Origin of the sequence: uncultured Jatrophihabitans sp. (assembly GCF_964246335.1) — a bacterium.
Lineage (GTDB): Bacteria > Actinomycetota > Actinomycetes > Mycobacteriales > Jatrophihabitantaceae > Jatrophihabitans.
Window position 1 is genome coordinate 1 of sequence record NZ_CAXTQF010000038.1, and the last position, 24,260, is coordinate 24,260.

Below are 24,260 nucleotides of genomic sequence, written 5' to 3' on the forward strand. Positions count from 1 at the left end.
CGCGGGGCCGCCGGGGCCCCCCACCCCCCCGGGGGGGGGGGGGTGCCCCCCCCCACCCGCCGACGCGTCGCCGCTCAAGAAGTCAGTGACTCCCGAAGTCCGTCGTCAGCCAGACCCGCTGATTGGTGCGGTCGACGAAGACGTCCACGCCCACGTTGCGGTAGTGCGGGCTCAGGATGTTGAGCCGGTGGTCGTTGAACGGGGCCTTTTCGTTGTACATCATGCTCTGCAGCTGCAGGACGCCTGCCGTGCTGATTCGCGAGTTCCACGCGATGTTCTCGCCGGCCCACACCCAGCGATAACCGGCCGCCCGGATGCGCGCGGTGAAGACCGGCTCGGAAGGCAGCTGGTGCGACATCTCGTCGAAGCGCGCCATCGTCACGTCGTGGCGCCGCGCGGAGCGCTCGAGGTCGCCGCTCGTGGTCAGCGGGCGCAGGTGGTGCGCGCGCCGCTCGGCGTTGAGCCGGTGCACCAGTGCGACCGCCATCTGGTGCTCCGAGGTGGTGCGGGCGTGTGTCACCGTGCGCGCCGATGCCGATTGCGGAACCGCGAGGACGGTGAGCGCGATGGCGCCGACCAGCAGGGCCACCAGGCTGCGCAACCGGCCGATCCGGCTGACAGGGAAAAGGGCGCGCGAAACAGACATGGATAAACCGCCGGGAGTCGAATGGTCAGGTACGAACTGCGTCTCCACCCGGTTCGGCACCCGCCGATCCGGAGAGCCTCCCAGCGGATCCCCACCCTCTGTTGGCTCACGCCATTCTTACCCGGACTTCACACGCTGATCACTCTCCGTAAGCGAGTTTCGGAAAGTGAACCTCTTCCGCGGAAACTAATTACCGAAGGTGACAGCGTCCGCGGCGGCAGCGGCCGAGCACGCTCACTACGCTCGATCCCGTGGCCGCAGACGAACTGACGCACGTCGACGACGCCGGCCGCGCGCGGATGGTCGACGTGTCGGCGAAGGACGTCACGGTGCGCGAGGCGCGTGCCGCCGGGCGGTTCACCACCACCCAGGACGTGATCGCCCTGCTGCGCCGCGACGGACTGCCCAAGGGCGACGCGCTCGCCGTGGCGCGGATCGCCGGCATTGCCGCAGCCAAGCGCACCCCCGACCTCGTCCCGCTGTGCCACCCGGTGGCACTGCACGCGGTCGAGGTCGACCTCGCGGTGGGGCGCGACTGCGTCGACATCACCGCGACCACGCGCACGGCCGACCGCACCGGCGTCGAGATGGAAGCGCTGACGAGTGTGGTCGCCGCCGGCCTCGCGCTCTACGACATGGTCAAGGCGGTCGACCGTTCGGCCCGACTCACGGATGTGCGGTTGCTCGCCAAGTCCGGCGGCCGCTCCGGCGCGTGGTCGGCCGAGGACGGCGGATGAACGTCGCGGTGATCACCTGCTCGAACCGTTCGGCGGCGGGGGAGCGGGTGGACGACAGCGGGCGGCTGCTGGCCGATCTTGGCGCTGCCGAGGGCTATGACGTGGTGTCGCAGACCGTCGTGCCGGACGAGGTCGGGGCGATCCGGGCGGCGGTGCAGGCAGCCGTGGTCGCGGGCGCGGAGGTCGTGCTGACGACCGGTGGAACGGGTATCTCGCCGACCGACGTCACGCCGGAGGCGGTCGGGCCGCTGCTCGAACGTGCCGTTCCGGGTATCGCCGAGGCGATCCGGCTCGCGGCGCGCGACCGCGTGCCCACCTCGGTGCTGTCGCGCGGCCTCAGCGGCACGATCGGTCGCTCGCTCGTCGTAACGCTGCCCGGCTCGCCCGGCGGTGTACGCGACGCGATGGCGGTGCTCGTTCCGCTGCTCGAGCACGCGGTGGCGCAGTTGGCCGGTGGCGATCATCGGCCGGGCGGCGGCGCGTGAGCGCGCAGCCCAGCGACGTCGAACGCACCGTGCGGCTCGTCTCCCTCAGTGACCGGCTGCTCGAGCCGGCGTTGTTCGAGGCGGCGGTCGAACACGACGCCGCCGGGGCACGAGCCGTGTTCTGCGGTGTCGTGCGCAGCCATGACCTGGGTCGCGACGTGCGCGAACTCGAGTACGTCGCGTACCCGTCCGCGCAGGCGGTGCTCGCGCAGATAGCCGAACGGTTCGCGGCCGAGCCGGACGTGACGGCCCTGGCCGTCGGGCACCGGGTAGGGCTGCTCGCGGTCGGCGACGTCGCGCTCGTCGCCGTGGTGGCCACCGCACACAGACGCGCGGCCTTCGACGCGTGCGCCCGCCTCGTCGACGAGGTGAAGGAGCACCTGCCTGTGTGGAAACGGCAGGTCTTCGCCGACGGCACCGATGAATGGGTCAACTGTCCCTAGAGCGCAGCCGTCTGCACATGCGCGCGGGCACACTGGTTGGGTGACGCAGGAGCGACGCGAGCGCGACAAGAGCACCCCCGGCCGCGAGGGTGGCCGCGACGACGGGCCGGTGCTGCCGTCGGTCACTGGTGACGAGCGCGATGCGGGCTGGGGCGACGAGCCCGGTGAGCGCAGCGACGAGTGGTACCGCCGCGAGCGGCCGCCGCACCACGAGTGAGCGGCGTCCAGCCGCGGTCGTCGCGCTACGCGTCCTGGGTCGTCGCGCCGTGCCGGCCGTCGTGCGCGCCGTCGGTGCCGTCGCCCGCGCCGCGTCCGGCGAGCAGGTCGCGGATCTCCGAGAGCAGCAGGACGTCCTCCGCCTTCGGCTCGGGATCCGGCTCACCCGTCGCCAGCCGCTGCGCCCGGCGCTCGGCGACCTTGTTGAGCGGCAGCACCACCAGGAAGTAGATCGCCGCCGCGACGATCAGGAACGACACCACGGCGTTGATGAACGCGCCGTACTCGAACCTGCTCTTGTTCACGGTGAACGCAAGACTGCTGAAGTCCGGCTTGCCGCCGATCGCGGCGATGAGCGGCGTGATGATGTCCTTGACCAGCGAGTTGACGACGGCACCGAACGCGGCACCGATGACAACGGCCACCGCCAGATCGACGACGTTGCCGCGCATGATGAACTCTTTGAAGCCCTTGAGCACGGATCACTCCTCAGCTTTCCGGCAGGCGGGGGGTCGCCGGATAGGCCGATATTAGGGCGGTTCGCCGACCGCGTCGATCGTCTTGGACGCTGCTGCCTGCGCGATTCGGGCAGCAGTCGACGGCGCGGCCGCCACGACGATCTCGGCACCCTCCTGATCGCTGCCCGGTACCAGCGCGAGCACACGCAGACCGCCGGCAAGGACCTGCGGAGCGTCTGCGGCTGGGCTGGCGGGGGACGCCGGCCCGGTGGTCGACGCGGCGGGATCGAGATCGTCCGCGGCGCGCGGCACCGCGTAGAGCGCGACCCGGTCGCCGGTCCGTAGGAGATCACCCGCGTGCGGGTCGGCGAGCTGCACCGCCGTGACGACCTGGCCGGCGGGCAGCCCGGCGGTGAGATCACTTCCGATCAATCGGGTCGAGCTCACGGGCTCGCCGGGTGTCAGCGCGGCGGACAGGCGCCGACCGACCGCGTCCGCACGTCGACGCAGATCGGCCGCAGCACGCACGGTGCGCGGCCAGTGCACGATGCGGATGTCGGTCGGGCTCACACGATGACCGGCCGGCAGTGCCCGCGCGGCGACGACCACCGGCACGGCGCTGGGCGCCGCCGTACGCGCGTGTGCTATCACCGCGCTGTCGAGAGCCAACAGCAGGCAGCACGCGACCAGCGCTGCCCGCGGCCAGGTGCCGAGCCGGGGCAGCCGCGCGGTGAACGAACCGAACATGCCGCCACGCTAGGGACGCGAGCGGACCGTCGAGCAGTCGTCGAGCGCGCCTGTGGACAGCCGCAGCCGATGTGGACGGTCGGCGCGCCGGTGTCGGCGCCTGGTGCTAAGCGGACGCGCCGGTCTTGGTGCCCGTACCCGAGCCGGTCGACTTCGTCGCGCCGCTCGACGACGACGTGCCCTTCGCCGAGCCGCCGTCCGAACCGGACTTCGCCGAACCGGACTTCGCCGAATCGGACTTCGCCGAGTCGGACTTCGCCGAGCCGGCGGAGTCGCCGGACGCGGAGTCCTTGCTGCTCGCCGACTCCTTCGAGCCGTTGCCCGAGTCGGCCGAGTCGCTGCCGGATTTCGCGCCGTTCTTCGCGCCTTCGCGGCTGTCGTTGCGGTAGAAGCCGGAGCCCTTGAACACGACGCCGACCGAGGAGAAGACCTTGCGCACCGCCGAGCCGCACACCGGGCACTCGTCGGCGGCGGGATCAGTGAACTTCTGCACGAGCTCGAAGCGGTTGCCGCACTCGCTGTCGGTGCAGGCGTACTGGTATGTCGGCATGTGGTGTGCAGTCCTCCGAACGAGCGCGGCCCATCGCAGCCTGCGATTGGCACTCCCAGGATACGACTGCTAACGCCGTCGCCTCACGTCGCCATTCCCGGCCACGGCGACGGCACCGCTCGGCATGATCACGCCGTCCACCGGAACGTCCCACCGGTCAGCGGGCAACGTGTCGACGAACTCCTCGTCGAAGATCAGGGCCCACACCCGTGCCGGCGCGGACCGGCGCTCGAGGGCACGGTCGTACGATCCGCCGCCGCGACCGAGCCGCGTGCCGTCACGCGCCACGGCCAGCGCCGGCACGAGTATCAGGTCCGCATCGCCGATCGCTGCCTTCCCGAGCAACACCGCCGCACTCGTCGGCGACCATTCGCGCCAGTCCAGATCTCGGTCGGGCAACGTGTGCGGCACGAGGACGCGCGATCCACGGTTCACCACGGCGGCCAGCAGCTCGACGGAACCGGGCTCCGTCGGCAGGGGTTCGTAGGCAGCCACGCAGCGGCCGGGCGTTGCGTCGACCATGTCGAGAGCGTGCGCACAGATGCGCGCGCGCGAGGTCGCGCGGTCCGCCGCGGACCGCTCCCGCCGCGCCGCACCGAAGCGTGCGCGCGCCGCAGTCTTCGCCTCGTCGCTCGACGTCATGCGCCCATAGTGGCCGGTTACGCTCGACCGATGCCGACTCAGCCCGTCCGCAAGGCCGTCATCCCCGCGGCGGGCCGCGGTACCCGGTTCCTGCCGTTCACCAAGGCCGTGCCGAAGGAGCTCGCGCCGATCGTGACGACGCCCGCCATCGAGCTCGTCGTCGCCGAGGCTGCGGCGGCCGGCGTCACCGACGTGCTGTTCGTCGTCAGCCCCGGCAAGGGCGCCATCGCCGACTACTTCGGCACCGACGACGATCTCGCACAGGCACTGCGCGCGAAGGACAAGCAGGCGGAGCTTGCCAGCATCGAAGCGCCGACTCGGCTTGCGAGGACCCACTTCGTCGACCAGCTCGATCCCAAGGGACTCGGGGACGCGGTCGCGCACGCCGCCGACTTCGCTGCCGGCGAGCCGGTCGCCGTCCTGCTGCCCGACGACGTCATGGACGAGCGCGACGAACTGCTGCGCCCCATGCTCGATGTGTACGCCGAGTACGGCGGCGTCGTCGTCGGTCTGCTCGATGTCGGGCCGGACGAGATCAGCAGCTACGGCTGTGTCGTGCCCGACGACGGTGCGGACTTGAAGGCCGACGTCGTGCCGCTGGCCGACCTCGTCGAGAAGCCGGCGAAGCAGGACGCGCCGAGCACGCTGGCGATCATCGGGCGGTACGTGCTGCCGCCGGAGATCTTCGCCGCGCTCGAGAGCACTGCGCCCGGCGCAGGCGGCGAGATCCAGCTGACCGACGCCATGCTCGCGCTGCGGCACAGCGGCGTGCCGGTGCACGGCGTCGTGTTCCGCGGCCGCCGCTACGACACGGGCAACAAGCTCGAGTACGTCAAGGCCGTCGTGCAGCTCGCCGCCCGACACCCCGACGTCGGGAAGGAATTCCGCGCGTGGTTGCGGGAGTATGAGCCCGACGCTGACTGATGGAGCTTGACGGGAGAAGTGCGCGTGGCTGAACACGCCGAGGGGGCAGACCGCCTCCGTACGGTCGACGAGCACCTCGCCGCCGTGCTCGACGGCGTGGGGACGGTCGACCCGATCGAGTTGACGCTGCTGGACGCGCAGGGCCTGTTGCTCGCCGAGGACATCCGCGCCGACTTCCCGCTGCCCAGCTTCGACAACTCGGCGATGGACGGTTATGCGGTACGCGCCCGGGACACCGAGCACGCCAGCACGGAGCAGCCCGCGCAGCTGCGCGTGGTCGGCGACGTCGCGGCCGGCGCGAAGGCGCGCTCGGGCATGGGACCGGGCCTCGCCATGCGGATCATGACCGGCGCCCCGGTGCCCGCGGGCGCGGACGCCGTCATCCCACTAGAGGACACCGACCGCGGCCTGGCCCGGGTGGCCGTCCATCGCGAGGTGCACACCGGTGAATGCGTGCGTCGCGCCGGGGAGGACCTCGCGTCCGGCGCGCCGGCACTGGGCGCGGGCGCTGCGCTGGGACCGCAGCAGCTCGGGCTGCTCGCCGCGATCGGGCGCGACCGCGTGCTCGTCCGTCCGCGGCCGCGGGTGATCATCCTGTCGACCGGCAGCGAGTTGATCGAGGTCGGCCACACGCCGAGCTTCGGCGAAGTGATCGACTCCAACTCCTACATGCTCACTTCAGCGGCCCGCGACGCCGGCGCCGACGCGCGGCGGATCGGCATCGTCGCCGACGACCACGCCGCGCTGCTCGACACCCTCGAGAGCCAGCTGCTGCGCGCCGACGTGCTCGTCACCACCGGCGGCGTCAGCATGGGGGCGTTCGACGTCGTCAAGGAGGCGCTGAGCGAACTCGGCACCGTCGAGTTCACCCGGGTGGCGATGCAGCCCGGCAAACCGCAGGGCTTCGGACACCTCGGCGACAAAGTGCCGATCTTTTGCCTGCCGGGCAACCCGGTCAGCAGCCTGGTGTCGTTCGAGGCCTTCGTGCGCCCGGCGATCCGCAAGCTGCTCGGCAAGCGCAGTCTGCAGCGCGCCACCGTGCAGGCCGTCGCGCTCGACGGCGCCACCAGCCCGAAGGGCATCCGGCAGTACCGCCGCGGCGTGCTGCACCGCGAGGCCGCCGGCGGGTACAGCGTCTCGCTCTCCGGCGGCCCGGGCTCGCATCTGTTGGCGGCGCTGGCGCTGTCGAACTGCCTGGTGGTCATCGACGAGGACGACACCGAGATCAGCGCCGGGGCCGAGGTCACCGTCATCCCGCTGCTGCTGTCCAACCGGTGAAGCCGGGCGCGGATGCCTAGAGCTGCGGGGTGGCCGGCGCGGCCGTCCGCAGGGCCGGTCATGTTGCGGCCGCCACGCCTGCGCGACGCCCGCTCGTGGAGCGAGATCCGGTTGCGCAACGAGCAGTGGCTCAAGCCGTGGGAACCGACGGCCGGCGACAGCTGGGCCGAGCGCAACTCGGTCAGCGCGTGGGCCTCGCTGAACTCGGCACTGCGCACGAGCGGCCGGCGCGGCACGATGCTGCCGTTCATGGTGCTCTACGGCGGCCGGCTCGTCGGTCAGCTGAACGTGTCGAACGTCGTGCACGGCGCGTTGCGCTCGTGCACCGTGGGCTACTGGATCGACGATGCCGTCGCCGGTCGCGGCATCACGCCGACCGCGCTCGCCGTCGCGATCGACCACTGTTTCGGCGTCGTCGGCCTGCACCGAGTCGAGGTCGACATCCGACCGGAGAACACACCCAGCCTGCGCGTCGTCCAGAAGCTCGGGCTGCGTCGCGAGGGCTTCTATCAACGCTTCCTCGACATCGACGGCGAGTGGCGCGATCACGTCGCGTTCGCCGTGACCGTCGAAGAGCTCGGCGGCCGCAGCATGGTGTCCAGGCTCGCGAACCTGCCGCCGCAACCGACCTGGCGCACGCGCACCTGAGCCGGCGCGTCCCCCGGGACGGACCGTTCTCAACCTCAGGTCGAGGTTATCGCTCGACACGCCGCTGTACCTGCGCGTTCACGGGCTTTCGCTCACTAACTTGAACGCAGCCGTGTTACTGGTGTGACTGGAGGTACGTGATGCTTTCACCGTTCATGACGGTGGCCGTGCTCATCGTCCTCTGGCTGATCGTCGTCGTGCCCATGATCTTGCGCCGCAACGACGAGCGTCGTCGCGAGCGTTCGGTCGACGGATTCGGACGTGCGATGCGCGCGCTCGGCCGCCGCGCCAGCACCGTCGACGCGCCCACCGGTGCCGATGTCTTCGTCCCGCGTAACGAACGCGCCCCGCTCGCGGCGCCCGCTCGTCGCCCCGTGCCCGCCGCCCAGGAGGCTTTGATGTACCCGCCCGACCGCTCCGACCTCTCCGCGGCGCGCACGCAGATGCTCGCCCGGCGGCGCCGCTCGCTGTCCGTCCTCATCGGCGGCACCGTGCTGTTCGCACTGCTCGGCTTCGTCCTCGGCGGCCTCATGTGGCTGCTCTTCGCGGCGTTCGCCGCGGGACTCGCCGGATACATGTGGTTCCTGCGCAACCAGGCGCTGCGCGACCGGTCCCGGCGCGAGCACCGTGCCGAGCGTGCGGTGTCCCGGCGCAGCACCGGGTACGACGCGACTCCGGAGCACGTCGAGTTCGAGCAGGCCCCGGAGTCGGTGGTGCGCATCGACGACGACGCGATCGAGCTGCACAGCATGGACACCATCGACCTCACCGGCCTTTACACCGAGGAGCGCGAAGCGGAGGCGCTGCAGCGCCGCGCCAGCTGATCGGGTGAACGCGGCTGATATCGTGATTGCCGGTCTTCGGACCGCCTGTTTGATCAGGGGCTGTGGCGCAGTCCGGTAGCGCACCTCGTTCGCATCGAGGGGGTCAGGGGTTCAATTCCCCTCAGCTCCACCAATTTCCGCACCCCGGAGGGCCAACGCGAGGCCGGAGCGTGAATCGTGCCCAGTGACAAGGAAGATCTGCCGAGCACCCTCGAGCGGTCGGCCAAGAAGATCCAGAACACATACGAAGAGACGCTCGACAGCGCCGAGGACCAGTACGACGGCGACGAGGCGCGCGCGCATCGCACCGCCTGGGCGTCGGTCAAGAACGTCGCCGAGAAGATCGGTGATCACTGGGAACTGAAGGACGAGACGGGCCCGTCGGACCCGCGATCGAAGCAGCCGCAGAAGCGCAAGCGCGAAGGCAAGGGCGAGACGTACGGCGGCATCGACGTCGAGCAGAATTCGAAGGCCGACCTGGTCGAGCGGGCGAAGAAGGCGGGCGTCACCGGCTACTCGCGCATGACCAAGGCCGACCTGGCGAAGGCGTTGCAGCGCAACCAGGGCTGATCCGCGCACAGGCCGTGGCCGGCCGGCCCGGACGACCGCCTTCCACAGTTGCATCTGCGACCATTGCCAACGTGCCGGCCCGCCCACTCGTCGCTGCCCGGTTCGCGCGTCCGGCGTGGATCACCGCCGCCGTTGCGCTCGCCGTGCTGGTCGCCATGGGGATCTGGCTGCACAACCGCCGGGCGACGGCCTTCGACGTCTGGTGGAGCACCAAGTTGTTCTGGCACGTCGGCAGCGGCACGAGCCGGGTGTTGGTGGATCTGAGCCTGCCGGTCATCTCGGTGGTCGTGCCGGCCGTCGTGTTGGTCGCTGCCCTGTTCACGCGACGCTGGAACCTCGCCGTGCTCGCCGTGGTGCTGCCCGTGTCGGCCACTGTGCTGGCCGAGCAGGTCGGCAAGCCGCTCGTGCACCGCTTGCTCGGTGCCGCGTCGTCGTTCCCCAGCGGCCACGAGACGGGCATCAGCTGCGCCGCGTTCGTGCTGTGCACGGCGGTGGCGCAGCTGCCGGTACGTCTGGGTGCGCGGCTCGTGGTGTGGGTGCTTTCGCTCGCCTGGGTGCTTGCCGCTGCGGCAGGGCTCGTTCGCGGGGGTTACCACTACGCCACCGACGCCGTCGGCGCACTGGCCCTGACCACCTGCTTGGGTCTGGCGATCACGCTCGTCATCGATCAGGTTTCCGAGCGCGCGCGCTCACGCCGGCGCGACAAGAGCGAGTACGCGCTCAGTTGACCTGACGTTCGCGGTCGGCCCAGAACTGCTCGCGCAGCTTGAACTTCTGCAATTTGCCGGTGGCGGTGCGCGGTAGCTCGTCGACGAATTCGACCCGCTTCGGACACTTGTAGCCGGCCAGTTCCTCGCGGCAGTGCTTGATCAGCTGCTCGCCGGTGACGTCGGACCCGTCGGTGACCACCAGCGCGGTGACGAGCTCGCCCCACTTCTCGTCGGGGACGCCGATGACCGCGACCTCTTTGACCGCGTCGTGGCTCATCAGTGCGTCCTCGACCTCGATGGACGACACGTTCTCGCCGCCGGAGATGATGACGTCCTTCTTGCGGTCGGAGATGACGAGGTAGCCGTCGTCGTCGAGGTAACCACCGTCGCCGGTGTGGAACCAGTTGCCTTCCTGCACCTCGGCCGTCTCGTCCGGCTGGTTCCAGTACGCGTCGAGGTTGTGGTTGGACTGGGTCAGCACTTCGCCCTCGGCGTCGGTGGTGACCCGAACGCCCAGCGCGGGCGCGCCGGCGCGGCCGAGGTTGCGGGCGCGGTCGTTGGTGGACAGCTCGTCCCATTCCGCGCGCTGACGGTTGATCGTGACGAGCGGTGAGGTCTCGGTCAGCCCGTAGATCTGGATGAACTCCCAGCCCAGCTCGTCCAGCACCCGCTCGATGGTGCGGGTCGGTGGGGGAGCGCCCGCGGCGACGATGCGCACGCGACCGCGGCCGGGGATCTCGCCCTGCCAGTCAGGTGCGGCATCGAGGGCGGCGGCAATCACCGCAGGGGCGGCGCACATGAGCGTGACGCCGTACTGCTCGACGCGGCGCAGGATCTCCGTGCCGTCGACCTTGCGCAGCACGATGTGCTGGCCGCCGACACCGGTGACGCCGTACGGCATGCCCCAGCCGTTGGCGTGGAACATCGGCAGCGTGTGCAGGTAGACATCACGGTCGCTGATCGAGGTGTGCAGACCGAAAACGGTGGCGTTGAGCCACAGGTTGCGGTGCGTCAGCTGCACGCCCTTGGGACGCGCAGTGGTGCCGGACGTGTAGTTGATCGTCGCGGTCGCGCCCTCGTCCGGCTCGGCCCAGCCGCGCGGCTGCGTGTCGCGCAGGTAGAGCTCGTCGTCGTCACCGAGGACGAACTTGTGCGCAACGTCGAGGCCGTCGAGCACCTTCACCTGCTCGGGATCGCAGTAGACGACCTGCGAGCCCGAGTGCTCGACGATGTAGCGGATCTCGGACCTGCTCAACCGGAAGTTGACCGGCACGAGAACGCGCCCGTAGGCGCTGACGCCCCAGAATGACGTGAGCAGCCGCGCCGAATTCTGCGAGATGACGGCGACGCGGCCGCCGACGGGCACGTCGAGCTGATCGAGCTTGGCCGCCTGGGCCCGGGCGTTCTCGGCGAGCTGGCGGTAGGTCAGCTCACCGAGGCTCGGCGCCGGCTGCTGTGGTTCGTCGACAACTGCGGTGCGGTCCGGGTAGACGTGCGCGGCGCGATCGAGGAAGTCACCGACGACCAGCGGATAGAACAACGCACGCTCCCTCGACGTACGGCGACGCGTGCGCGATCAGCGACTCGCTGCCGCCTTGGCCTTCGCCGCTGCCTCCTGGGCGTTGGCAGCAGCGACCTTGGCCTTGTCTACCGCAATCGGGGCGTATTCGTCGACGTAGCTCTTGGCCGCCTTGCGGGCGTCCTTGGCCTTGTCGACCACCACCGGGCCGTACTCGTCGACGTAGCTCTTGGCGGCGTCGCGGACGTCCTTGGCCTTGTCGGCGGCGGTCGGACCGTACTCGTCCACATAGCTCTTCGCGGCTTCACGAGCCTGCTTCGCCTTGTCGACGGCGACGGGGCCGTACTCGTCGACGTAACCCTTGGCGGCCTCGGCAGCCTGCTTCGCCTTGTCGACGGCGGTCGGACCGTACTCGTCGACGTAGCTCTTGGCCGCCTCGCGGGCCTGCTGCGCCTTGACGGCAAGGGCCGCGCCCGCACCCGCTGCCGCCGCCGCGGCGGAGTCGGTGGACGCGCCCTTCTTCCGTGCTTTGGACTGTGCCTTGGACTGGGCCTTGTCGGCCTGCTCCTGCGCCTTCTTGGCGGCCTTCTGCCCACGCTTGCCCAACTCGGCGCGGGTCTGCTTGGCGATGGCCTTCGCCTGCTTCGCGCTCGACTTGTTGCGCTTCTTCAGCTTCTTGGCCTGCTTCTTGGCCGAACGGCCACGCGCGGACGCGGCGGCACCGAGCTGCGTCTTCTTGTCGTGCGCCGGCTCCAGGAGTCCGTCGGCGACGAGGCCCACTCCGATGCCGAGCATCCACACGTCCTTGGCGATCGGGATGCCCTGCTGCGTAGGCCGCGGGTCACCGGGCTCGTGCATGCCCTCGGTCTGCCAGTACAGGTTGAGCAACGCGCCCGAGAACCCGGTCAGTGCGGCGCCGGCGATCACCGGTGACACCATCGGCGCGAGCAACAGACCGCCTACCGCGAGCTCACCACCGGCGAGCGCTTTGGCGAACATCTTCGGGTCGAGCTTGCCCAGGAACGGGTACGTGCCGGTCGCCATGCCGTGCAAGGCCTTCGCGGTGTCCTCGCCCGCACTCAACTTGCCGATGCCGCTGTTCAGGATGAACGCGCCGGTGACGGCGCGCAGCGGGGCGCGACGAAGTTTTGCGGACAAGCTCATGGGGTGGTCCTCCTACGCAAATGGCCGAATTCGGTCGTTCCGGCGGTCATACCCACGACGGTAGCCACATATGCGCGTGCCATTCCGAGTAGGTCTGCAGGCCGCCGGTGAAGATCGGCCACATCCAGGCGAAGTCCGCGACGACCAGCGCGAGGAACACCGAGACGGCGGCGATGCCCCACCGCCGACGGCGCAGGGCGTGTTCGGCGCCGCCGGCACGGGTGTCGACGGCTGGGCCGAGCACGGCGCCGATCGCGAGGACCAGCCCGATGATGAGGAACGGCACGAGTGGCGCCATGTAGAACAAGAACATCGTGCGCTTGAGGTCGAGGAACCAGACGAGCCAGCCGGCGATGAACGCCATCCAGACGGTGCCCGCGCGCCAGTCCCGCGTCGTGAACCAGTGCCACCCGAGCCAGAGCAGCATGGGCACGAAAGCCCACCACATGATCGGCGTGCCGATCAGCAGGACCTCGCGTGAGCACGACGACGCGCCGCACGAGGTGGACGACCCGTCGTAGTAGAAGTCGACCGGCCGGCCCATGACCAGCCAGCTCCACGGCTTCGAGCCGTACGCGTGTCCGCTGTCCAGACCCTCGTGGAAGCGGTAGGCATCCAGGGTGTTCCAGCCCAGCGAGCGCAGCGGGCCGGGCACCCAGCCCCAGTCGAACGGAACGCGGACTCCCCACAGGTCGAGCCGCGCCGAGGTCTTGTGGCTGTCTGCCCAGTGCCGGTTCCAGCCGTTCTCGCCGGTGAACCAGCCGAGATAGGTCAGCAGGTAGACCCCGACCGGCGCCGCGATCAGCGAGCCGACACCGGGCAGGACGCTGCGGTAGGACCAGCTGCGCAGCGGTTTGCGCACGCCCGCCGAGCGCAGCGCGGCGCGGTCCCACAACAACGTCAGGACGAGCAGTGCGATGAAGAAGTACGCACCGGTCCACTTCACCGCACACGCCAGGCCGAGCAGCACACCGCCCAGCAGCCGCCAGGGCCGCGGGCCGAGGCTCGGCGCGCCTGCGCTCAGGTCGGCGCCGTCGGCGATCAGGGCGCCCAACCGCGCGCGCATCTTGTCCCGGTCGACGACGAGCGCGCCGAACCCGCCGATGATGAACGTCTGCAAAAAGATGTCGAGGATCGCGGTGCGCGCGAGCACCAGCGACATGCCCTCCATGACCATCAGCAGGCCGCCGAGCACGCCGAACACGTTCGAGCGCATCATCCGGCGCACGATGCGCGTCATGAGCACCACGCCGATGCAACCGAACACCGCCGGCGCGATGCGCCAGCCGACGGAGTTGGTCAGGTACTCCGAGCGGCTGCCGTCCCAGGCGCCCTCGGACAGCGCGATCAGCAGTTTGCCGAGCGGCGGGTGGACGATGAACATGTAACCGCGGTTGTCCTCGTAGCCGAACCGCAGCATCTCCTGGGCCTCGACGGTGTAGTACACCTCGTCGAAGTTCATGCCGTTCTTCGGTACGACGTTGCTCCCGGGCGGGAAGCCGAGGGCCCAGAAGCGGGTGAGCACGGCCAGCGCCGCGACGACCAGCGTGCCCACCCAGCCGCGCCGTGCGTAGGGGTCGTGCCACGCAGCGAGCGCGGCGGGCACCGAGCGGCCGGTGCGCGGCGGCTCGGCGGTCGTGTCGTCCCCGCCGTCCCGGTCCGCCGTGTCGACGACCGGAGGCACAGCAGTCGCGGTCACGCGCCGATCCTAGGTGCGCCCCGATGATCTCCACCTGAGTGTGCCGCCACCTAGGCTGCACGGCGTGACCGGGCACGTGGGCGAGCAGGGACGCGTCCTGCTCGCCGGCACGCCGCTGGGCCGCCCCGATGACGCGTCCGCGCGCCTGGCCGCTGCGCTCGCCACGACGCCGGTCATCGCGGCCGAGGACACCCGCCGCCTGCAGCGGCTGTGTGCCGATCTGGGCGTCGCGCCGACCGGGCGCGTCGTGTCGTTCTTCGACGCCAACGAGGCTGACCGCGTGCCGGCGCTGCTGGACGCCCTGCGGGCCGGCGAGGACGTCCTGGTCGTCACCGACGCCGGCATGCCGTCGGTGTCCGATCCCGGTTACCGGCTCGTGGCGGCCGCCGTCGACGCCGGGCTCGACGTCACGTGCCTGCCCGGCCCGTCCGCGGTGACCACCGCACTCGCGGTGTCCGGCCTGCCGGTCGACCGGTTCTGCTTCGAGGGCTTCCTCCCGCGCAAGGCGGGCGCTCGGCGTCGTGCGCTCGAGGCGCTCATCGACGAGCCGCGCACCGCCGTGCTGTTCGAGGCGCCGCACCGGATCGCGGCGACGCTCGCCGACTGCGTCGCCGTGCTGGGTGCCGACCGCCGCGCCTGCGTGTGCCGCGAACTCACCAAGACCCACGAGCAGGTGCGGCGCGGCACGCTCGCCGAGTTGGCGGCCTGGGCCGCCGACGGGCTGCGCGGTGAGATCACCGTCGTCGTCGCGGGCGCGGTGACCTCCGCCGCCGCGCCGGACGCCGCCTCGCTCGCCGCCGAGGTCGAGGCGCGCGAGGCCGCGGGGCAGCCGCGCAAGGAGGCCATCGCCGAGGTTGCGCGTGCACGCGGCGTCGCCAAGCGCGTCGTCTTCGACGCAGTTGTCGCGGCGAAGCGGCAGCAGTCTCGGTGATCATCACGCTGTAGGCCCCGGAAAACCGGTGCGCAGACCGTGTTGATCGCGAGGGCAAACGCCAGCGGCCCGGGACACGCGTGGTGTCCCGGGCTGCGGTGTCGAGCGCTTACTTGATCGCGACGTCCAGCTTGCCGACGTCCCAGCTGCCGAGGCCGGTCGTGTAGTCGTAGCCGGGCAGCGCGGTGTAAAGGCCGTTGGCGCCCACCGTGATGTCGTGGAAGCCGGGCACTGCGGTCGGCGGGGTCACCGAGGATCCCTGCGCCGTCTTGTACAGCGCGTACAGCTTCGGCGGGGCGAACCCCAGCTTGCCGCTGTGCGAGGCGTTGATCCGGGTCCAGAGGCCGAGCGCCAGCGGCGAGGCGAGGCTCGTGCCGCCGATCTCCTCCGGGGCGCCGTCGACGTAGATGTTGCCGCCGGTGGTCGGGTCGGCGTCGAAGGCCACGTCGGGCACGCCTCGCAGGCTGGTCACCGGGGTGGACACGGGCGCGACGCCGTTCTGCCAGAAGGGCTGGGCCTCGATCGGCGAGATGCCGCCGCCACCGGCGTTCCAGGCGACCTCGGTGCCGTAGGCGTCCGTCGAACTCGCATCGAGTGTCGTGCCGCCGACACCGGTGACGTACGGCGAGCTCGCCGGGTACTCGGTGTCGGTCGGGCCGGAACCGGGGGCGCCGTTCGTCGGCAGCACGGCGCAGGAGCTGCCCGTGTCACCACTGGATGCGAAGAACGTCTGACCCTGGACCGCCGCCTGGGCGAACGCGATGTCGTCGATGGTGGTCGAACCGTCGAGCGACGCGAGCGCGTCGCATTCACCGAGCGATGCCGAACCCGCCTGGTCGCGCTTCTCCGTGACGAACAGGTTGATGGCTCGCGCCAGGTCCGAGTCGGTGAGTGACGTGGCGATGTAGATGTCGAGTTGCTTCACGTTCGGCGCGATGCCGGTCGAGGTCTGCGTGTCCAGGTCCCACTCGTCGGCTCCGGACGTGTCGGGGCTGTGGATGCCGGCGTAGCGCAGGCTGACCGGCACCTGCGGCAGCTGCTGCGCGTTCTCGGCAGTGCGCAGATCCTTGACGGTCGACGTCAGGTCGCCCTCGGCGATCACTGCGAGGCCGGTGCCGGTGCCCGGCTTCGTGCCCCACGAGTCGTAGACGGTGTTGAACTCCTTGGGGTAGAAGCCGTTCAGGTTCGGCGCGGTGACGGGCGGCAGCGGACTGGACATGCCGAGCGACGACAGTCCGAGCACGGCGCTGACCGAGTTGGCCAGCGAGCTGGGCACCTGCGCGGCAGCAGTGTTGGCGAGCACCGTCTTGCCCTGCTGCCGGTAGGACGAGATCGAGGTGTCGAACGCCTTCTCCGCACTTGCCACGGTCGCGTTCGCGGTGACCTGCAGCCGGTTCGCGGCGACGGTCACGTTGGTCAGCCCGGCCGAGGTCAGGTACTTCGACACCGCGGTCGCGGTGGCCGAGGTGGCCGCGAAGCGCGACGTGAACTGCGCCGGCGTCAGGAACTTCTCGAACTGGGCGTTGCCGGGCGTCGACTGCTGTTTGATCAGCGTGTTCAGCCCGCTGCGGTCGCGGGGGGTGAGCCCGACCGTGATGCGCAGCGGCGTTGTCGACGACGCGTGCCCGAGCAACGTCGCGTTCTTGAGGTTGAGCGCCTTGGTGGCGGTCGGCGACCACGAGGCCGCGCCGGCACCGGACGGCAGCGCCGTGACCGCGGCCGCGGCGCCGAGCAGGGCGACGGTCACGGCCGCCACGCCTGCGTGGCGCTTCGTGAGGGAGTTGGCAGACATCAGCACGAGTCTCCAGACGTGGGGCGGGCGTTACTCGGCAGTAACGTCCTCTGCCCGGAACAACGACGGCCGGCCGACCCGGTCACGGGCAAAATTGGCGTGAGGCACGCAGACGACGGACGGCCCGGGACACCGTGGTGCCCCGGGCCGTCGACGCGATTCGCGTCAGCTCAGCGCTGCGCTCAACTTCGCGACGTCCCAACTGCCCAGGCCGGTCGTGTAGTCGTAGCCGGGCAGGGCGGTGTAGAGGCCGTTCGCCCCGAGCGTGATGTCGTGGAACCCGGGCACCGTCTTGGTGATCGAGCCGCCCTGCACGCCCGAGTAGTACTTGTACAGCTTCGGTGCCGCGGCGCCGAGCTTGTTGCCGTGCGTGGCGTTGATCCGCGTCCACAGGCCGAGCGCAAGCGGCGAGGCGAGGCTGGTGCCGCCGATCGTCTCCGACGCGCCGTCGACGTAGATGTTGCCGCCGGTGGTCGGGTCGGCGTCGAAGGCGACGTCCGGCACACCGCGCAGGCCCAGCTTGGCGGCCGGGCTGACGCCCTTCTGGAAGGCCGGAGCCTTCGCGACCGGCGAGATGCCACCGCCACCGGCGTTCCAGGCGATCTCGGTGGCGTAGGTGTCGCTCGCGTCGGTGTCGAGCGTCGTGCCGCCGACGCCGGTGGTGTACGGCGAGCTCGCCGGGTACTCGGTGTCGGTCGGGCCGGAACCGGGGACGCCGTTCGTCGGCAGCACGGCGCAGGAGCTGCCGGTGTCACCTGACGAGGCGAAGAAGGTCTGCCCCTGCGACGCTGCCTCGGCGAGCGCCGCGTCGTCGACCTTCGCCGCGCCGTCGAGGTAGGGCAGGATGTCGCACTCACCCAGCGAGGCGGAGCCGGCCTGCGCGTCGTTGTCGGACGCGAACTTGTTCAGCGCGGCCGCGAGGTCGGCGTCGCTCAGTGACGGCGCGATGTAGATGTCGAGCTTGTCGACGCCGGACGCGATGCCGGTCGAGGTCTGCGTGTCCAGGTCCCACTCGTCGGTGCCCGAGGTGTCGCTGGTCTTCGCGCCGGCGTAGATCAGGTTGACCGGGGTCTGCGGTAGGTTCTGGTTGGCCTCGGCGGTGCGCAGGTCCTTGACCGTCTGCGTCAGGTCACCCTCGGCGATGACCGCGAGCGTCGAGCCGCTGCCCGACGACGTCGAGCCGGAGTCGTAGACGGTGTTGAACTCCTTGGGGTAGTAGCCGGTGAGCTTCGGCACCGTCGGCGCCGGTGCGGCGTGCACGCCGAGCGTCGACAGGCCGAGCACGCCGGACACGGCGGATGACAGTGCCGCGGGCACCTGCGCGGAGGCAGTGTTCGCAAGCACCGTGCGGCCGTTCTGCGTGTAGCGCGAGATCTTGGTGTTGAACGCCTTCTCCGCGTTGGCGACGGTGGACTCGGCGGTGATCTGCAGCCGGTTGCTGGCGACCTTGACGTTCGTCAGTCCCTGCGACGAGAGGTAGCTGCTGACCGCGGACGCGGTGGCCTGCGTCGCGGCGAAGCGGTCCGTGAACTGCGCCTTCGAGAGGTACTGGTGATAGCTGGAGCTGCTTGGCGTCGCCTGCGCCTGGATCAGCTGGTCGAGCCCGGCGCTGTCGCGGGGGGTGAGGCCGACGGTCAGGTGCAGCGGGGTGCTGGCGGCCGCCGTGCCCTGCGACGTCGCGTCCTTGAGGGAGAGCGCGTTCGTGGCGGTCGGCGCCCACTGGGTTCCAGTGGCAGCTCCGGCGGCATGCGGAAGCGCGGCCACCGCGGCGGCTGCGCCGAGCAGCGTCACGGTCGTCGCAGCGGCCATCTTCAGCCGCGATGAGGCGGGGAGAGCGGACAAGACGAGCCCCAATCGGGTTCCGTGCGCCGGCCGGTTTCCGGCGCCTCACCAGGTGCAACGAGGCCTGCACGGCACGGTGACGGCGATCACCCGCATCTCACGCGGCCATCACAAGCGGCCCGGTAACCGGCGAGGACCCGTCACTAGGCTGGTTCGGTGAGCTCCGAGCACATCCTGACCGCCGTCGCGTGGCCGTACGCGAACGGCCCACGGCACATCGGGCACGTCGCGGGCTTCGGCGTGCCGTCCGACGTCTTCAGCCGCTACCAGCGCTTGGCGGGGCGCAACGTGCTCATGGTCAGCGGCACGGACGAGCACGGCACGCCGATCCAGGTACAGGCCGACGCCGAGGGCGTGAGCGCCCGCGAACTCGCCGACCGCAACGCGTTGGTCATCGCCAAGGACATGCAGCGCCTGGGGCTGTCCTACGACCTGTTCACCCGGACCACGACGAAGAACCACTACGCCATCGCGCAGGAGATCTTCCTCGGCCTGCTCGCGAACGGCTACGTCTTCCCGCAGACCCAGCTGGGGGCCATCAGCCCGTCCACCGGACGCACCCTCCCGGACCGCTACATCGAGGGCACCTGCCCCATCTGCGGCTACCCGGAAGCGCGCGGCGACCAGTGCGACAACTGCGGCAATCAGCTCGATCCGATCGACCTGATCAATCCTCGCTCGAGGATCAACGGCGAGACCCCGAAGTTCGTCGAGGTCGAGCAGATGATGCTGGATCTCCCGGCCTTCGCCGACGTCCTCGCCGACTGGCTGAAGAAGCAGGACCACTGGCGCCCGAACGTGCAGCGCTTCAGCCTCAATTTGCTCAACGACCTCAAACCCCGCTCGTACACCCGGGACCTGGAATGGGGGATCCCGATCCCGCTCGACGGATGGCGCGACCGCCCGGACAAGCGGATCTACGTGTGGTTCGACGCCGTGGTCGGTTACCTGTCCGCCTCCATCGAGTGGGCGCAACGCAGCGGTGACCCGGACGCGTGGCGGCCGTGGTGGCAGGACCCGGACTCGCGCAGCTACTACTTCATGGGGAAGGACAACATCGTCTTCCACGCCGAGATCTGGCCGGCGATGCTGTTCGGCTACTCCGGCATCGGCGCCAAGGGCGGCACGCCCGGGCGGCTGGGCGCGCTGAACCGCCCGTACGAGGTCGTGTCGAGCGAGTTCCTGACGATGGAGGGCCGCAAGTTCTCCTCGTCGCGCAACGTGGTGATCTATGTCGGCGACATGCTCGAGCGCTACGACGCCGACTCGCTGCGGTACTACCTCGCGGTCGCCGGTCCGGAGACCCAGGACACCGACTTCACGTGGTCGGAGTTCCTGCGCCGCAACAACGACGAGCTCGTGGCCGGCTGGGGCAACCTGGTCAACCGGACGGTGTCCATGACGGCGAAGAACCTCGGCGCCATCCCGCCGCCGGACGACCTGACCGACGCGGACCACGACATGCTCGCGAGGTCGCGCGACGCCTTCGCAAGTGTCGGTGCGCTGCTGGAACGCTCGCGGCAGAAGGCGGCGATCACCGAGGTGATGGGCGTGGTGGCCGCGGCCAACAAGTATCTGTCGGACACCGAGCCGTGGAAGCTCAAGAACAGCGACCCGGCGCGGATGGCGACGGTGCTGCACGTCGCGCTGCAGGTGGTCGACGACATCAAGACGCTGCTGACGCCGTTCCTGCCGGCCTCGTCGGCCAGGGTGCACGACCTCGTCCGCGGCCCGGGCGCCTGGGCCGCGATGCCCGAGCTCGTCGAGGTGCCGGACGAGACTGCCGCGGGGTCCCCGTCGTACTCGGTGCTGACCGGCGAGTACGACACGGGCGCGCGGTGGGAGTCCGTGCCGATCCCGGTCGGGCGTCCGGTGCAGCCGCCGAAGCCGGTGTTCACCAAACTGGACCCGTCGATCGTCGACGAGGAACTGGCACGTCTTGCCGGTGGCTGACCAGACCGTCGAAGCGCTGGCGTCACCTGTCTTCGACGCGCACACCCATCTCGACGCCATGGCCGCACGAGCCGGCGTCGACCCGTCGGACGGTTTCGTCGCGCAGGTGATGGCCGACGCGCGCGCAGCGGGGGTCGTGGCCGCGGTGACTGTGGGCGACACCGTGGCGTCCTCGCGGTGGTGCGTTGACGCGGCTGCGGCCCATGCGGACGTCTATGCCGCCGTGGCGGTGCACCCGACCGAGGTGGGCACGCTCGACGACGCCGGCTACCTGGAACTGGAACGCCTGGCCATGCAGCCGGAGGTCGTCGCCGTCGGCGAGACGGGGCTCGACTACTACTGGGACCGGACGCAGCCTGCCGTGCAGCAGGAGCACTTCCGTCGGCACATTGATCTCGCGAAACGCGTCGGCAAGCCGCTGATGATCCACGACCGCGACGCGCACGCCGACGTGCTGCGCATCCTTCGGGAGGAGGGCGCGCCGGACGTCGTGGTCTTCCACGCGTTCTCCGGCGACGCGGTGATGGCGCGCGCGTGCGTGGACGCCGGGTACGTCATGTCCTTCGCCGGCGTCGTGACGTTCAAGAACGCACCGCAGTTGCGCGCTGCCGCGGCGGTCGCGCCGCTCGACCGGGTGCTCGTGGAGACCGACGCGCCGTTCCTGACGCCGCACCCGTTGCGCGGCACGCCGAACGCTCCACGGTTGCTGCCGCTGACGGTTCGCGGTCTGGCGGCGGCCATGGGCCGCGACCTCGACGAGCTGTGCGCCGCGATCCGGGACACGGGGCGGGTCGTCTTCGGGCTGCCCTGACGTCCGGAAAGTTTCGTTTCGGTGCTCGCACTCACAAGATTTTTATCAGGAGCGCACACCGCCCGCATAACAGCGTGTGTAGCGGTTAAGTGGGCTGCGCGAATCCCGACAAACCAGGCTTATCTACCCGAGAGGGTTTGAATTCTCACTGACGCGCTCGTTACCGTGCCGTGACCAGTCCGACCGCGCGATCCGCGCAACGAACGGGGAACACGTGCAACGCAGCCTCAAGTACGGCGTCTATGGCGCCGTCCTGGCAGCCGTAGTGGGCGGTAGTGCCGCCTACGCGATGGGATCCGACGGATCCAAGGTGAAGTTGGTGGTCGACGGCCATCCGAAGACCGTGCAGACAACGGCGCACACCGTCCGCGGTGCGCTCGACGCAGCCGGTTACGACGTCAACGGACACGACATCGTCGCGCCGGCGGCTGCTTCGGCAGTGCACAACGGCGCCACGATCGTCTTGAAGCGCGGCCGCTTGCTGCTGCTCAACGTCGACGGCCGGCGCCGCAGCGTCTGGACGACGGACACCAGCGTCAACCAGGCGCTCGCCGACCTCGGGTACCCGAGCAGCGACTTCGTCTCCGTGTCCCGCTCGACCCGCCTCCCGCTCAACGCCACCAGCATCGCGTTGCGCGCACCGAAGCGTGTCGTGGTCTACGTCGACCACCAGACGCACCAGGTCGACACCACCGCGCCGACCGTCGCGCAGGCGCTCTCGCAACTCGGCGTGCGCGTCGGACCGCAGGACCGCGTTACCCCGGCGGCCGCCACCGCGTTGACCAGCCCGGTGTCGGTGCGGGTGCAGCGGGTGCTCGTCAAGCGCGTCGCGAAGACCAAGTCGACGCCGTACGCCGTGCAGCAGCACTCCGACAAGTCGATGTACCGAGGCCACACGAAGGTCACCACACCCGGCAAGGCCGGCTCCGAGTCGGTCGTCTACGACGTGACCTACGTCGACGGCAAGGCCACGACCCGCAAGCTGGTCAGCACCGCGGTGCGCTCGAAGCCGCGTACCCAGGTCGAGAAGGTCGGCACCAAGAAGCACCCGAAGGTGGCCGCGGCCAAGCAGAACAAGACGACCTCCCACCACAGCTCCGGCTCGGGCCTGGACTGGGACGCCGTGGCGCAGTGCGAATCGGGCGGCAACTGGCACGACAACACGGGCAACGGCTACTACGGCGGGCTGCAGTTCGACAAGGGCACGTGGAAGAGCAACGGCGGCGGCAAGTACGCCTCGCGCGCCGACCTCGCCACCCGGGAAGAGCAGATCGCGGTGGCCACCCACCTCTACGACCGTGCGGGCTCGAGCCCGTGGCCGGTGTGCGGCTCGCGCCTCTAGCCCCGCCGAGTGGATGCGATTTCAACTACGGGACCGCCGTCCGTTACAGTTTCGTGACTCGACTGAGCCGATGACAGCGTCCCCCCGCCGAACCAACTCAGGAGCTCGCTAAGTGCTGCGCACCATCAAGTACGGCGTCAACGCCGCCGTACTGGCCGGTCTCATCGCCACCCCTGTGGTGTGGGCCGGTGTCGACAAGTCCGTGCACCTCGTCGTCGACGGGAAGGCGCGGACGGTCTCCACGACCGCGGACCAGGTCGGTCAGGTGCTGGCCGCGCACGGCTACCACGTCGACTCCCACGACCTGGTCGCGCCCGCCGAGAAGTCCGATGTGCGCGACGGCGCCAAGATCGTGCTGCGCCGCGGCCGACTGCTCAAACTCGACGTCGACGGGCGGACCGCGCAGGTCTGGACCACCGCGCCGACCGTCTCCGCAGCGCTCGGGGAGCTCGGCTACCCGGCCGGCGACTTCGTCTCCGTATCGCGGTCGCGGCGGCTGCCGCTCGGGGCAACCAGCATCGCGATCCGTACGCCGTCCGCCGTGACGGTCGTACACGACGGCCGGCAGGACCACGTCCAGACGACGGCACCGACCGTCAGCGCGGTGCTGACGCAGCTCGGCGTCACGCTGGGCCCCGTCGACCGCGTCTCGGTGCCGGGTAACTCGCCCGTGCATCCCGGCGAGCTGATCCGGGTCGACCGGGTAATCACCAAGCAGGTGACCAAGGTCGAGGCGCTGCCGTTCCCTACGAGCACCCGCAACAACCCGAAGCTCACGGCCGGCAAGACGAACGTCCTCAAGCGCGGGCACCAGGGCAAGGTGCGCAACACCTATGCGGTGCTCTACATCGACGGCAAGGTCGCCGGCCAGGCACGGCTGAGCTCGCAGACACTGACCGCGGCGCGTCAGCAGATCGTCGAGCTCGGCACGAAGAAGGCGGCGAAGCACAAGTCCTCGAGCGGCGGCGGTGGCAGTGCGCCGAACACGCCCAACGCGCCCGCGCCGACCCCCGGCAGCGCGAAGGCCATCGCGAAGAAGCTGCTTGCCCAGCACGGTTGGGGCGACGACCAGTACAGCTGCCTGGTGAGCATGTGGAACCACGAGAGCGGCTGGCGGGTCCACGCGAGCAACGGCGGCAGCGGTGCCTACGGCATCCCGCAGGCACTGCCCGGCTCGAAGATGGCGTCCGCCGGACCCGACTGGCAGGACAACGCCGAGACGCAGATCAAGTGGGGCCTGAAGTACATCGAGTCGCGCTACCACGACCCGTGCAACGCCTGGTCGACCTGGCAGGCGCACGGCGGTTGGTACTACTGAGCGACCCCGCA

At 70.1% G+C, this 24,260-nt stretch carries 25 protein-coding genes and 1 tRNA gene; 16 read left to right on the plus strand and 10 right to left on the minus strand.

Annotated features, from left to right (window positions below; all coding sequences use genetic code 11):
* Positions 1 to 82 precede the first annotated feature (82 nt).
* Complete coding sequence (locus ACFFCN_RS11860) at positions 83 to 646, minus strand: CAP domain-containing protein (protein ID WP_375491841.1); 564 nt, start codon at positions 644 to 646, stop codon at positions 83 to 85.
* 299 nt (positions 647 to 945) lie between these two features.
* On the opposite strand from ACFFCN_RS11860, the gene moaC reads away from it, so the two are divergent.
* The 4 genes from moaC to ACFFCN_RS11880 are packed head-to-tail and all read left to right on the plus strand — an operon-like array spanning position 946 to position 2,528.
* Positions 946 to 1,383 carry a cyclic pyranopterin monophosphate synthase MoaC gene (gene moaC, locus ACFFCN_RS11865; RefSeq protein ID WP_375491906.1) on the plus strand — a complete coding sequence of 146 codons (438 nt, stop codon included), beginning with the start codon at positions 946 to 948 and terminating at the stop codon, positions 1,381 to 1,383.
* A complete protein-coding gene (locus tag ACFFCN_RS11870; RefSeq protein WP_375491843.1) occupies positions 1,380 to 1,868 on the plus strand; it encodes a molybdenum cofactor biosynthesis protein B in 489 nt (162 codons plus the stop codon). The genes moaC and ACFFCN_RS11870 overlap by 4 nt, the downstream gene beginning before the upstream one ends.
* Before the next feature lie 29 nt (positions 1,869 to 1,897).
* A complete protein-coding gene (locus ACFFCN_RS11875) occupies positions 1,898 to 2,311 on the plus strand; it encodes a molybdenum cofactor biosynthesis protein MoaE (protein ID WP_375491908.1) in 414 nt (137 codons plus the stop codon).
* Positions 2,312 to 2,351: 40 nt separating this feature from the next.
* Entirely contained in the window at positions 2,352 to 2,528 is a 177-nt protein-coding gene (locus ACFFCN_RS11880) for a hypothetical protein (RefSeq protein ID WP_375491844.1), read from the plus strand.
* Positions 2,529 to 2,553: 25 nt separating this feature from the next.
* On the opposite strand, the gene mscL is transcribed toward ACFFCN_RS11880, so the two are convergent.
* The 4 genes from mscL to ACFFCN_RS11900 all read right to left on the minus strand — a co-directional run bounded on the left by mscL (position 2,554) and on the right by ACFFCN_RS11900 (position 4,924).
* A complete protein-coding gene (mscL, locus tag ACFFCN_RS11885; RefSeq protein ID WP_375491910.1) occupies positions 2,554 to 2,979 on the minus strand; it encodes a large conductance mechanosensitive channel protein MscL in 426 nt (141 codons plus the stop codon).
* A gap of 78 nt (positions 2,980 to 3,057) precedes the next feature.
* Positions 3,058 to 3,732, minus strand: coding sequence for an SAF domain-containing protein (locus tag ACFFCN_RS11890; protein ID WP_375491846.1), 675 nt, complete (start codon positions 3,730 to 3,732; stop codon positions 3,058 to 3,060).
* Between the two features lie 106 nt (positions 3,733 to 3,838).
* A complete protein-coding gene (locus ACFFCN_RS11895; RefSeq protein ID WP_375491848.1) occupies positions 3,839 to 4,282 on the minus strand; it encodes an FmdB family zinc ribbon protein in 444 nt (147 codons plus the stop codon).
* Between the two features lie 69 nt (positions 4,283 to 4,351).
* Positions 4,352 to 4,924, minus strand: coding sequence for a 5-formyltetrahydrofolate cyclo-ligase (locus ACFFCN_RS11900; RefSeq protein WP_375491850.1), 573 nt, complete (start codon positions 4,922 to 4,924; stop codon positions 4,352 to 4,354).
* Positions 4,925 to 4,954: 30 nt separating this feature from the next.
* Between ACFFCN_RS11900 and ACFFCN_RS11905 the strand changes: the two genes are divergently transcribed.
* The 7 genes from ACFFCN_RS11905 to ACFFCN_RS11935 all read left to right on the plus strand — a co-directional run bounded on the left by ACFFCN_RS11905 (position 4,955) and on the right by ACFFCN_RS11935 (position 9,896).
* Positions 4,955 to 5,848, plus strand: a complete 894-nt coding sequence (locus ACFFCN_RS11905; protein WP_375491852.1) for a UTP--glucose-1-phosphate uridylyltransferase — start codon at positions 4,955 to 4,957, stop codon at positions 5,846 to 5,848.
* Between the two features lie 24 nt (positions 5,849 to 5,872).
* Positions 5,873 to 7,126, plus strand: a complete 1,254-nt coding sequence (glp, locus tag ACFFCN_RS11910; protein ID WP_375491854.1) for a gephyrin-like molybdotransferase Glp — start codon at positions 5,873 to 5,875, stop codon at positions 7,124 to 7,126.
* 60 nt (positions 7,127 to 7,186) lie between these two features.
* Entirely contained in the window at positions 7,187 to 7,774 is a 588-nt protein-coding gene (locus ACFFCN_RS11915) for a GNAT family N-acetyltransferase (protein ID WP_375491856.1), read from the plus strand.
* Positions 7,775 to 7,914: 140 nt separating this feature from the next.
* Complete coding sequence (locus tag ACFFCN_RS11920) at positions 7,915 to 8,598, plus strand: hypothetical protein (RefSeq protein ID WP_375491858.1); 684 nt, start codon at positions 7,915 to 7,917, stop codon at positions 8,596 to 8,598.
* 56 nt (positions 8,599 to 8,654) lie between these two features.
* Positions 8,655 to 8,731: transfer RNA gene (locus ACFFCN_RS11925), tRNA-Ala, on the plus strand.
* A 44-nt stretch (positions 8,732 to 8,775) separates the two neighbouring features.
* Positions 8,776 to 9,168, plus strand: coding sequence for a ChaB family protein (locus tag ACFFCN_RS11930; RefSeq protein WP_375491860.1), 393 nt, complete (start codon positions 8,776 to 8,778; stop codon positions 9,166 to 9,168).
* A 71-nt stretch (positions 9,169 to 9,239) separates the two neighbouring features.
* On the plus strand, positions 9,240 to 9,896 hold the full coding sequence (locus ACFFCN_RS11935; protein ID WP_375491862.1) for a phosphatase PAP2 family protein: 657 nt from the start codon (positions 9,240 to 9,242) through the stop codon (positions 9,894 to 9,896).
* Here ACFFCN_RS11935 and ACFFCN_RS11940 read toward each other — a convergent pair.
* The 3 genes from ACFFCN_RS11940 to ACFFCN_RS11950 are packed head-to-tail and all read right to left on the minus strand — an operon-like array spanning position 9,889 to position 14,260.
* Complete coding sequence (locus ACFFCN_RS11940) at positions 9,889 to 11,418, minus strand: AMP-binding protein (protein WP_375491864.1); 1,530 nt, start codon at positions 11,416 to 11,418, stop codon at positions 9,889 to 9,891. The genes ACFFCN_RS11935 and ACFFCN_RS11940 overlap by 8 nt on opposite strands.
* 36 nt (positions 11,419 to 11,454) lie before the next feature.
* Positions 11,455 to 12,561 (minus strand): hypothetical protein, encoded by a 1,107-nt coding sequence (locus ACFFCN_RS11945; RefSeq protein WP_375491865.1) that lies wholly within the window; start codon positions 12,559 to 12,561, stop codon positions 11,455 to 11,457.
* A 46-nt stretch (positions 12,562 to 12,607) separates the two neighbouring features.
* Positions 12,608 to 14,260, minus strand: a complete 1,653-nt coding sequence (locus ACFFCN_RS11950; protein ID WP_375491867.1) for a dolichyl-phosphate-mannose--protein mannosyltransferase — start codon at positions 14,258 to 14,260, stop codon at positions 12,608 to 12,610.
* 64 nt (positions 14,261 to 14,324) lie between these two features.
* On the opposite strand from ACFFCN_RS11950, the gene rsmI reads away from it, so the two are divergent.
* On the plus strand, positions 14,325 to 15,191 hold the full coding sequence (rsmI, locus tag ACFFCN_RS11955; protein ID WP_375491868.1) for a 16S rRNA (cytidine(1402)-2'-O)-methyltransferase: 867 nt from the start codon (positions 14,325 to 14,327) through the stop codon (positions 15,189 to 15,191).
* 109 nt (positions 15,192 to 15,300) lie between these two features.
* On the opposite strand, the gene ACFFCN_RS11960 is transcribed toward rsmI, so the two are convergent.
* Together ACFFCN_RS11960 and ACFFCN_RS11965 are read right to left on the minus strand one after the other, a co-directional pair.
* The gene (locus ACFFCN_RS11960) at positions 15,301 to 16,983 is read right to left on the minus strand and encodes a protease pro-enzyme activation domain-containing protein (protein ID WP_375491870.1); all 1,683 of its coding nucleotides are present in this window, start codon (positions 16,981 to 16,983) and stop codon (positions 15,301 to 15,303) included.
* A 165-nt stretch (positions 16,984 to 17,148) separates the two neighbouring features.
* Positions 17,149 to 18,792 (minus strand): protease pro-enzyme activation domain-containing protein, encoded by a 1,644-nt coding sequence (locus ACFFCN_RS11965; protein WP_375491872.1) that lies wholly within the window; start codon positions 18,790 to 18,792, stop codon positions 17,149 to 17,151.
* Positions 18,793 to 18,981: 189 nt separating this feature from the next.
* Here ACFFCN_RS11965 and metG point away from each other — a divergent pair, with 189 nt between their 5' ends.
* The 4 genes from metG (at position 18,982) to ACFFCN_RS11985 (ending at position 24,249) form a co-directional block, all read left to right on the plus strand.
* On the plus strand, positions 18,982 to 20,778 hold the full coding sequence (metG, locus tag ACFFCN_RS11970; RefSeq protein WP_375491874.1) for a methionine--tRNA ligase: 1,797 nt from the start codon (positions 18,982 to 18,984) through the stop codon (positions 20,776 to 20,778).
* Positions 20,765 to 21,589, plus strand: coding sequence for a TatD family hydrolase (locus ACFFCN_RS11975; RefSeq protein WP_375491876.1), 825 nt, complete (start codon positions 20,765 to 20,767; stop codon positions 21,587 to 21,589). Before metG ends, ACFFCN_RS11975 begins: the two co-directional genes overlap by 14 nt.
* 214 nt (positions 21,590 to 21,803) lie before the next feature.
* Positions 21,804 to 22,931: a ubiquitin-like domain-containing protein gene (locus ACFFCN_RS11980; protein WP_375491878.1), complete on the plus strand. Its 1,128-nt coding sequence runs from the start codon at positions 21,804 to 21,806 to the stop codon at positions 22,929 to 22,931.
* A 112-nt stretch (positions 22,932 to 23,043) separates the two neighbouring features.
* Complete coding sequence (locus ACFFCN_RS11985) at positions 23,044 to 24,249, plus strand: ubiquitin-like domain-containing protein (RefSeq protein ID WP_375491880.1); 1,206 nt, start codon at positions 23,044 to 23,046, stop codon at positions 24,247 to 24,249.
* Positions 24,250 to 24,260 lie beyond the last annotated feature (11 nt).

Excerpts from the sequence above, each read along its gene's own strand:
- ACFFCN_RS11860 (WP_375491841.1), bottom strand. The coding sequence starts at position 646 with ATGTCTGTTTCGCGCGCCCTTTTCCCTGTCAGCCGGATCGGCCGGTTG.
- moaC (WP_375491906.1), top strand. The coding sequence starts at position 946 with ATGGTCGACGTGTCGGCGAAGGACGTCACGGTGCGCGAGGCGCGTGCC.
- ACFFCN_RS11870 (WP_375491843.1), top strand. The coding sequence starts at position 1,380 with ATGAACGTCGCGGTGATCACCTGCTCGAACCGTTCGGCGGCGGGGGAG.
- mscL (WP_375491910.1), bottom strand. The coding sequence starts at position 2,979 with ATGCGCGGCAACGTCGTCGATCTGGCGGTGGCCGTTGTCATCGGTGCC.
- ACFFCN_RS11890 (WP_375491846.1), bottom strand. The coding sequence starts at position 3,732 with ATGTTCGGTTCGTTCACCGCGCGGCTGCCCCGGCTCGGCACCTGGCCG.
- ACFFCN_RS11895 (WP_375491848.1), bottom strand. The coding sequence starts at position 4,282 with ATGCCGACATACCAGTACGCCTGCACCGACAGCGAGTGCGGCAACCGC.
- ACFFCN_RS11900 (WP_375491850.1), bottom strand. The coding sequence starts at position 4,924 with ATGACGTCGAGCGACGAGGCGAAGACTGCGGCGCGCGCACGCTTCGGT.
- ACFFCN_RS11905 (WP_375491852.1), top strand. The coding sequence starts at position 4,955 with ATGCCGACTCAGCCCGTCCGCAAGGCCGTCATCCCCGCGGCGGGCCGC.
- ACFFCN_RS11915 (WP_375491856.1), top strand. The coding sequence starts at position 7,187 with ATGTTGCGGCCGCCACGCCTGCGCGACGCCCGCTCGTGGAGCGAGATC.
- ACFFCN_RS11920 (WP_375491858.1), top strand. The coding sequence starts at position 7,915 with ATGCTTTCACCGTTCATGACGGTGGCCGTGCTCATCGTCCTCTGGCTG.
- ACFFCN_RS11945 (WP_375491865.1), bottom strand. The coding sequence starts at position 12,561 with ATGAGCTTGTCCGCAAAACTTCGTCGCGCCCCGCTGCGCGCCGTCACC.
- ACFFCN_RS11960 (WP_375491870.1), bottom strand. The coding sequence starts at position 16,983 with ATGTCTGCCAACTCCCTCACGAAGCGCCACGCAGGCGTGGCGGCCGTG.
- ACFFCN_RS11965 (WP_375491872.1), bottom strand. The coding sequence starts at position 18,792 with ATGGCCGCTGCGACGACCGTGACGCTGCTCGGCGCAGCCGCCGCGGTG.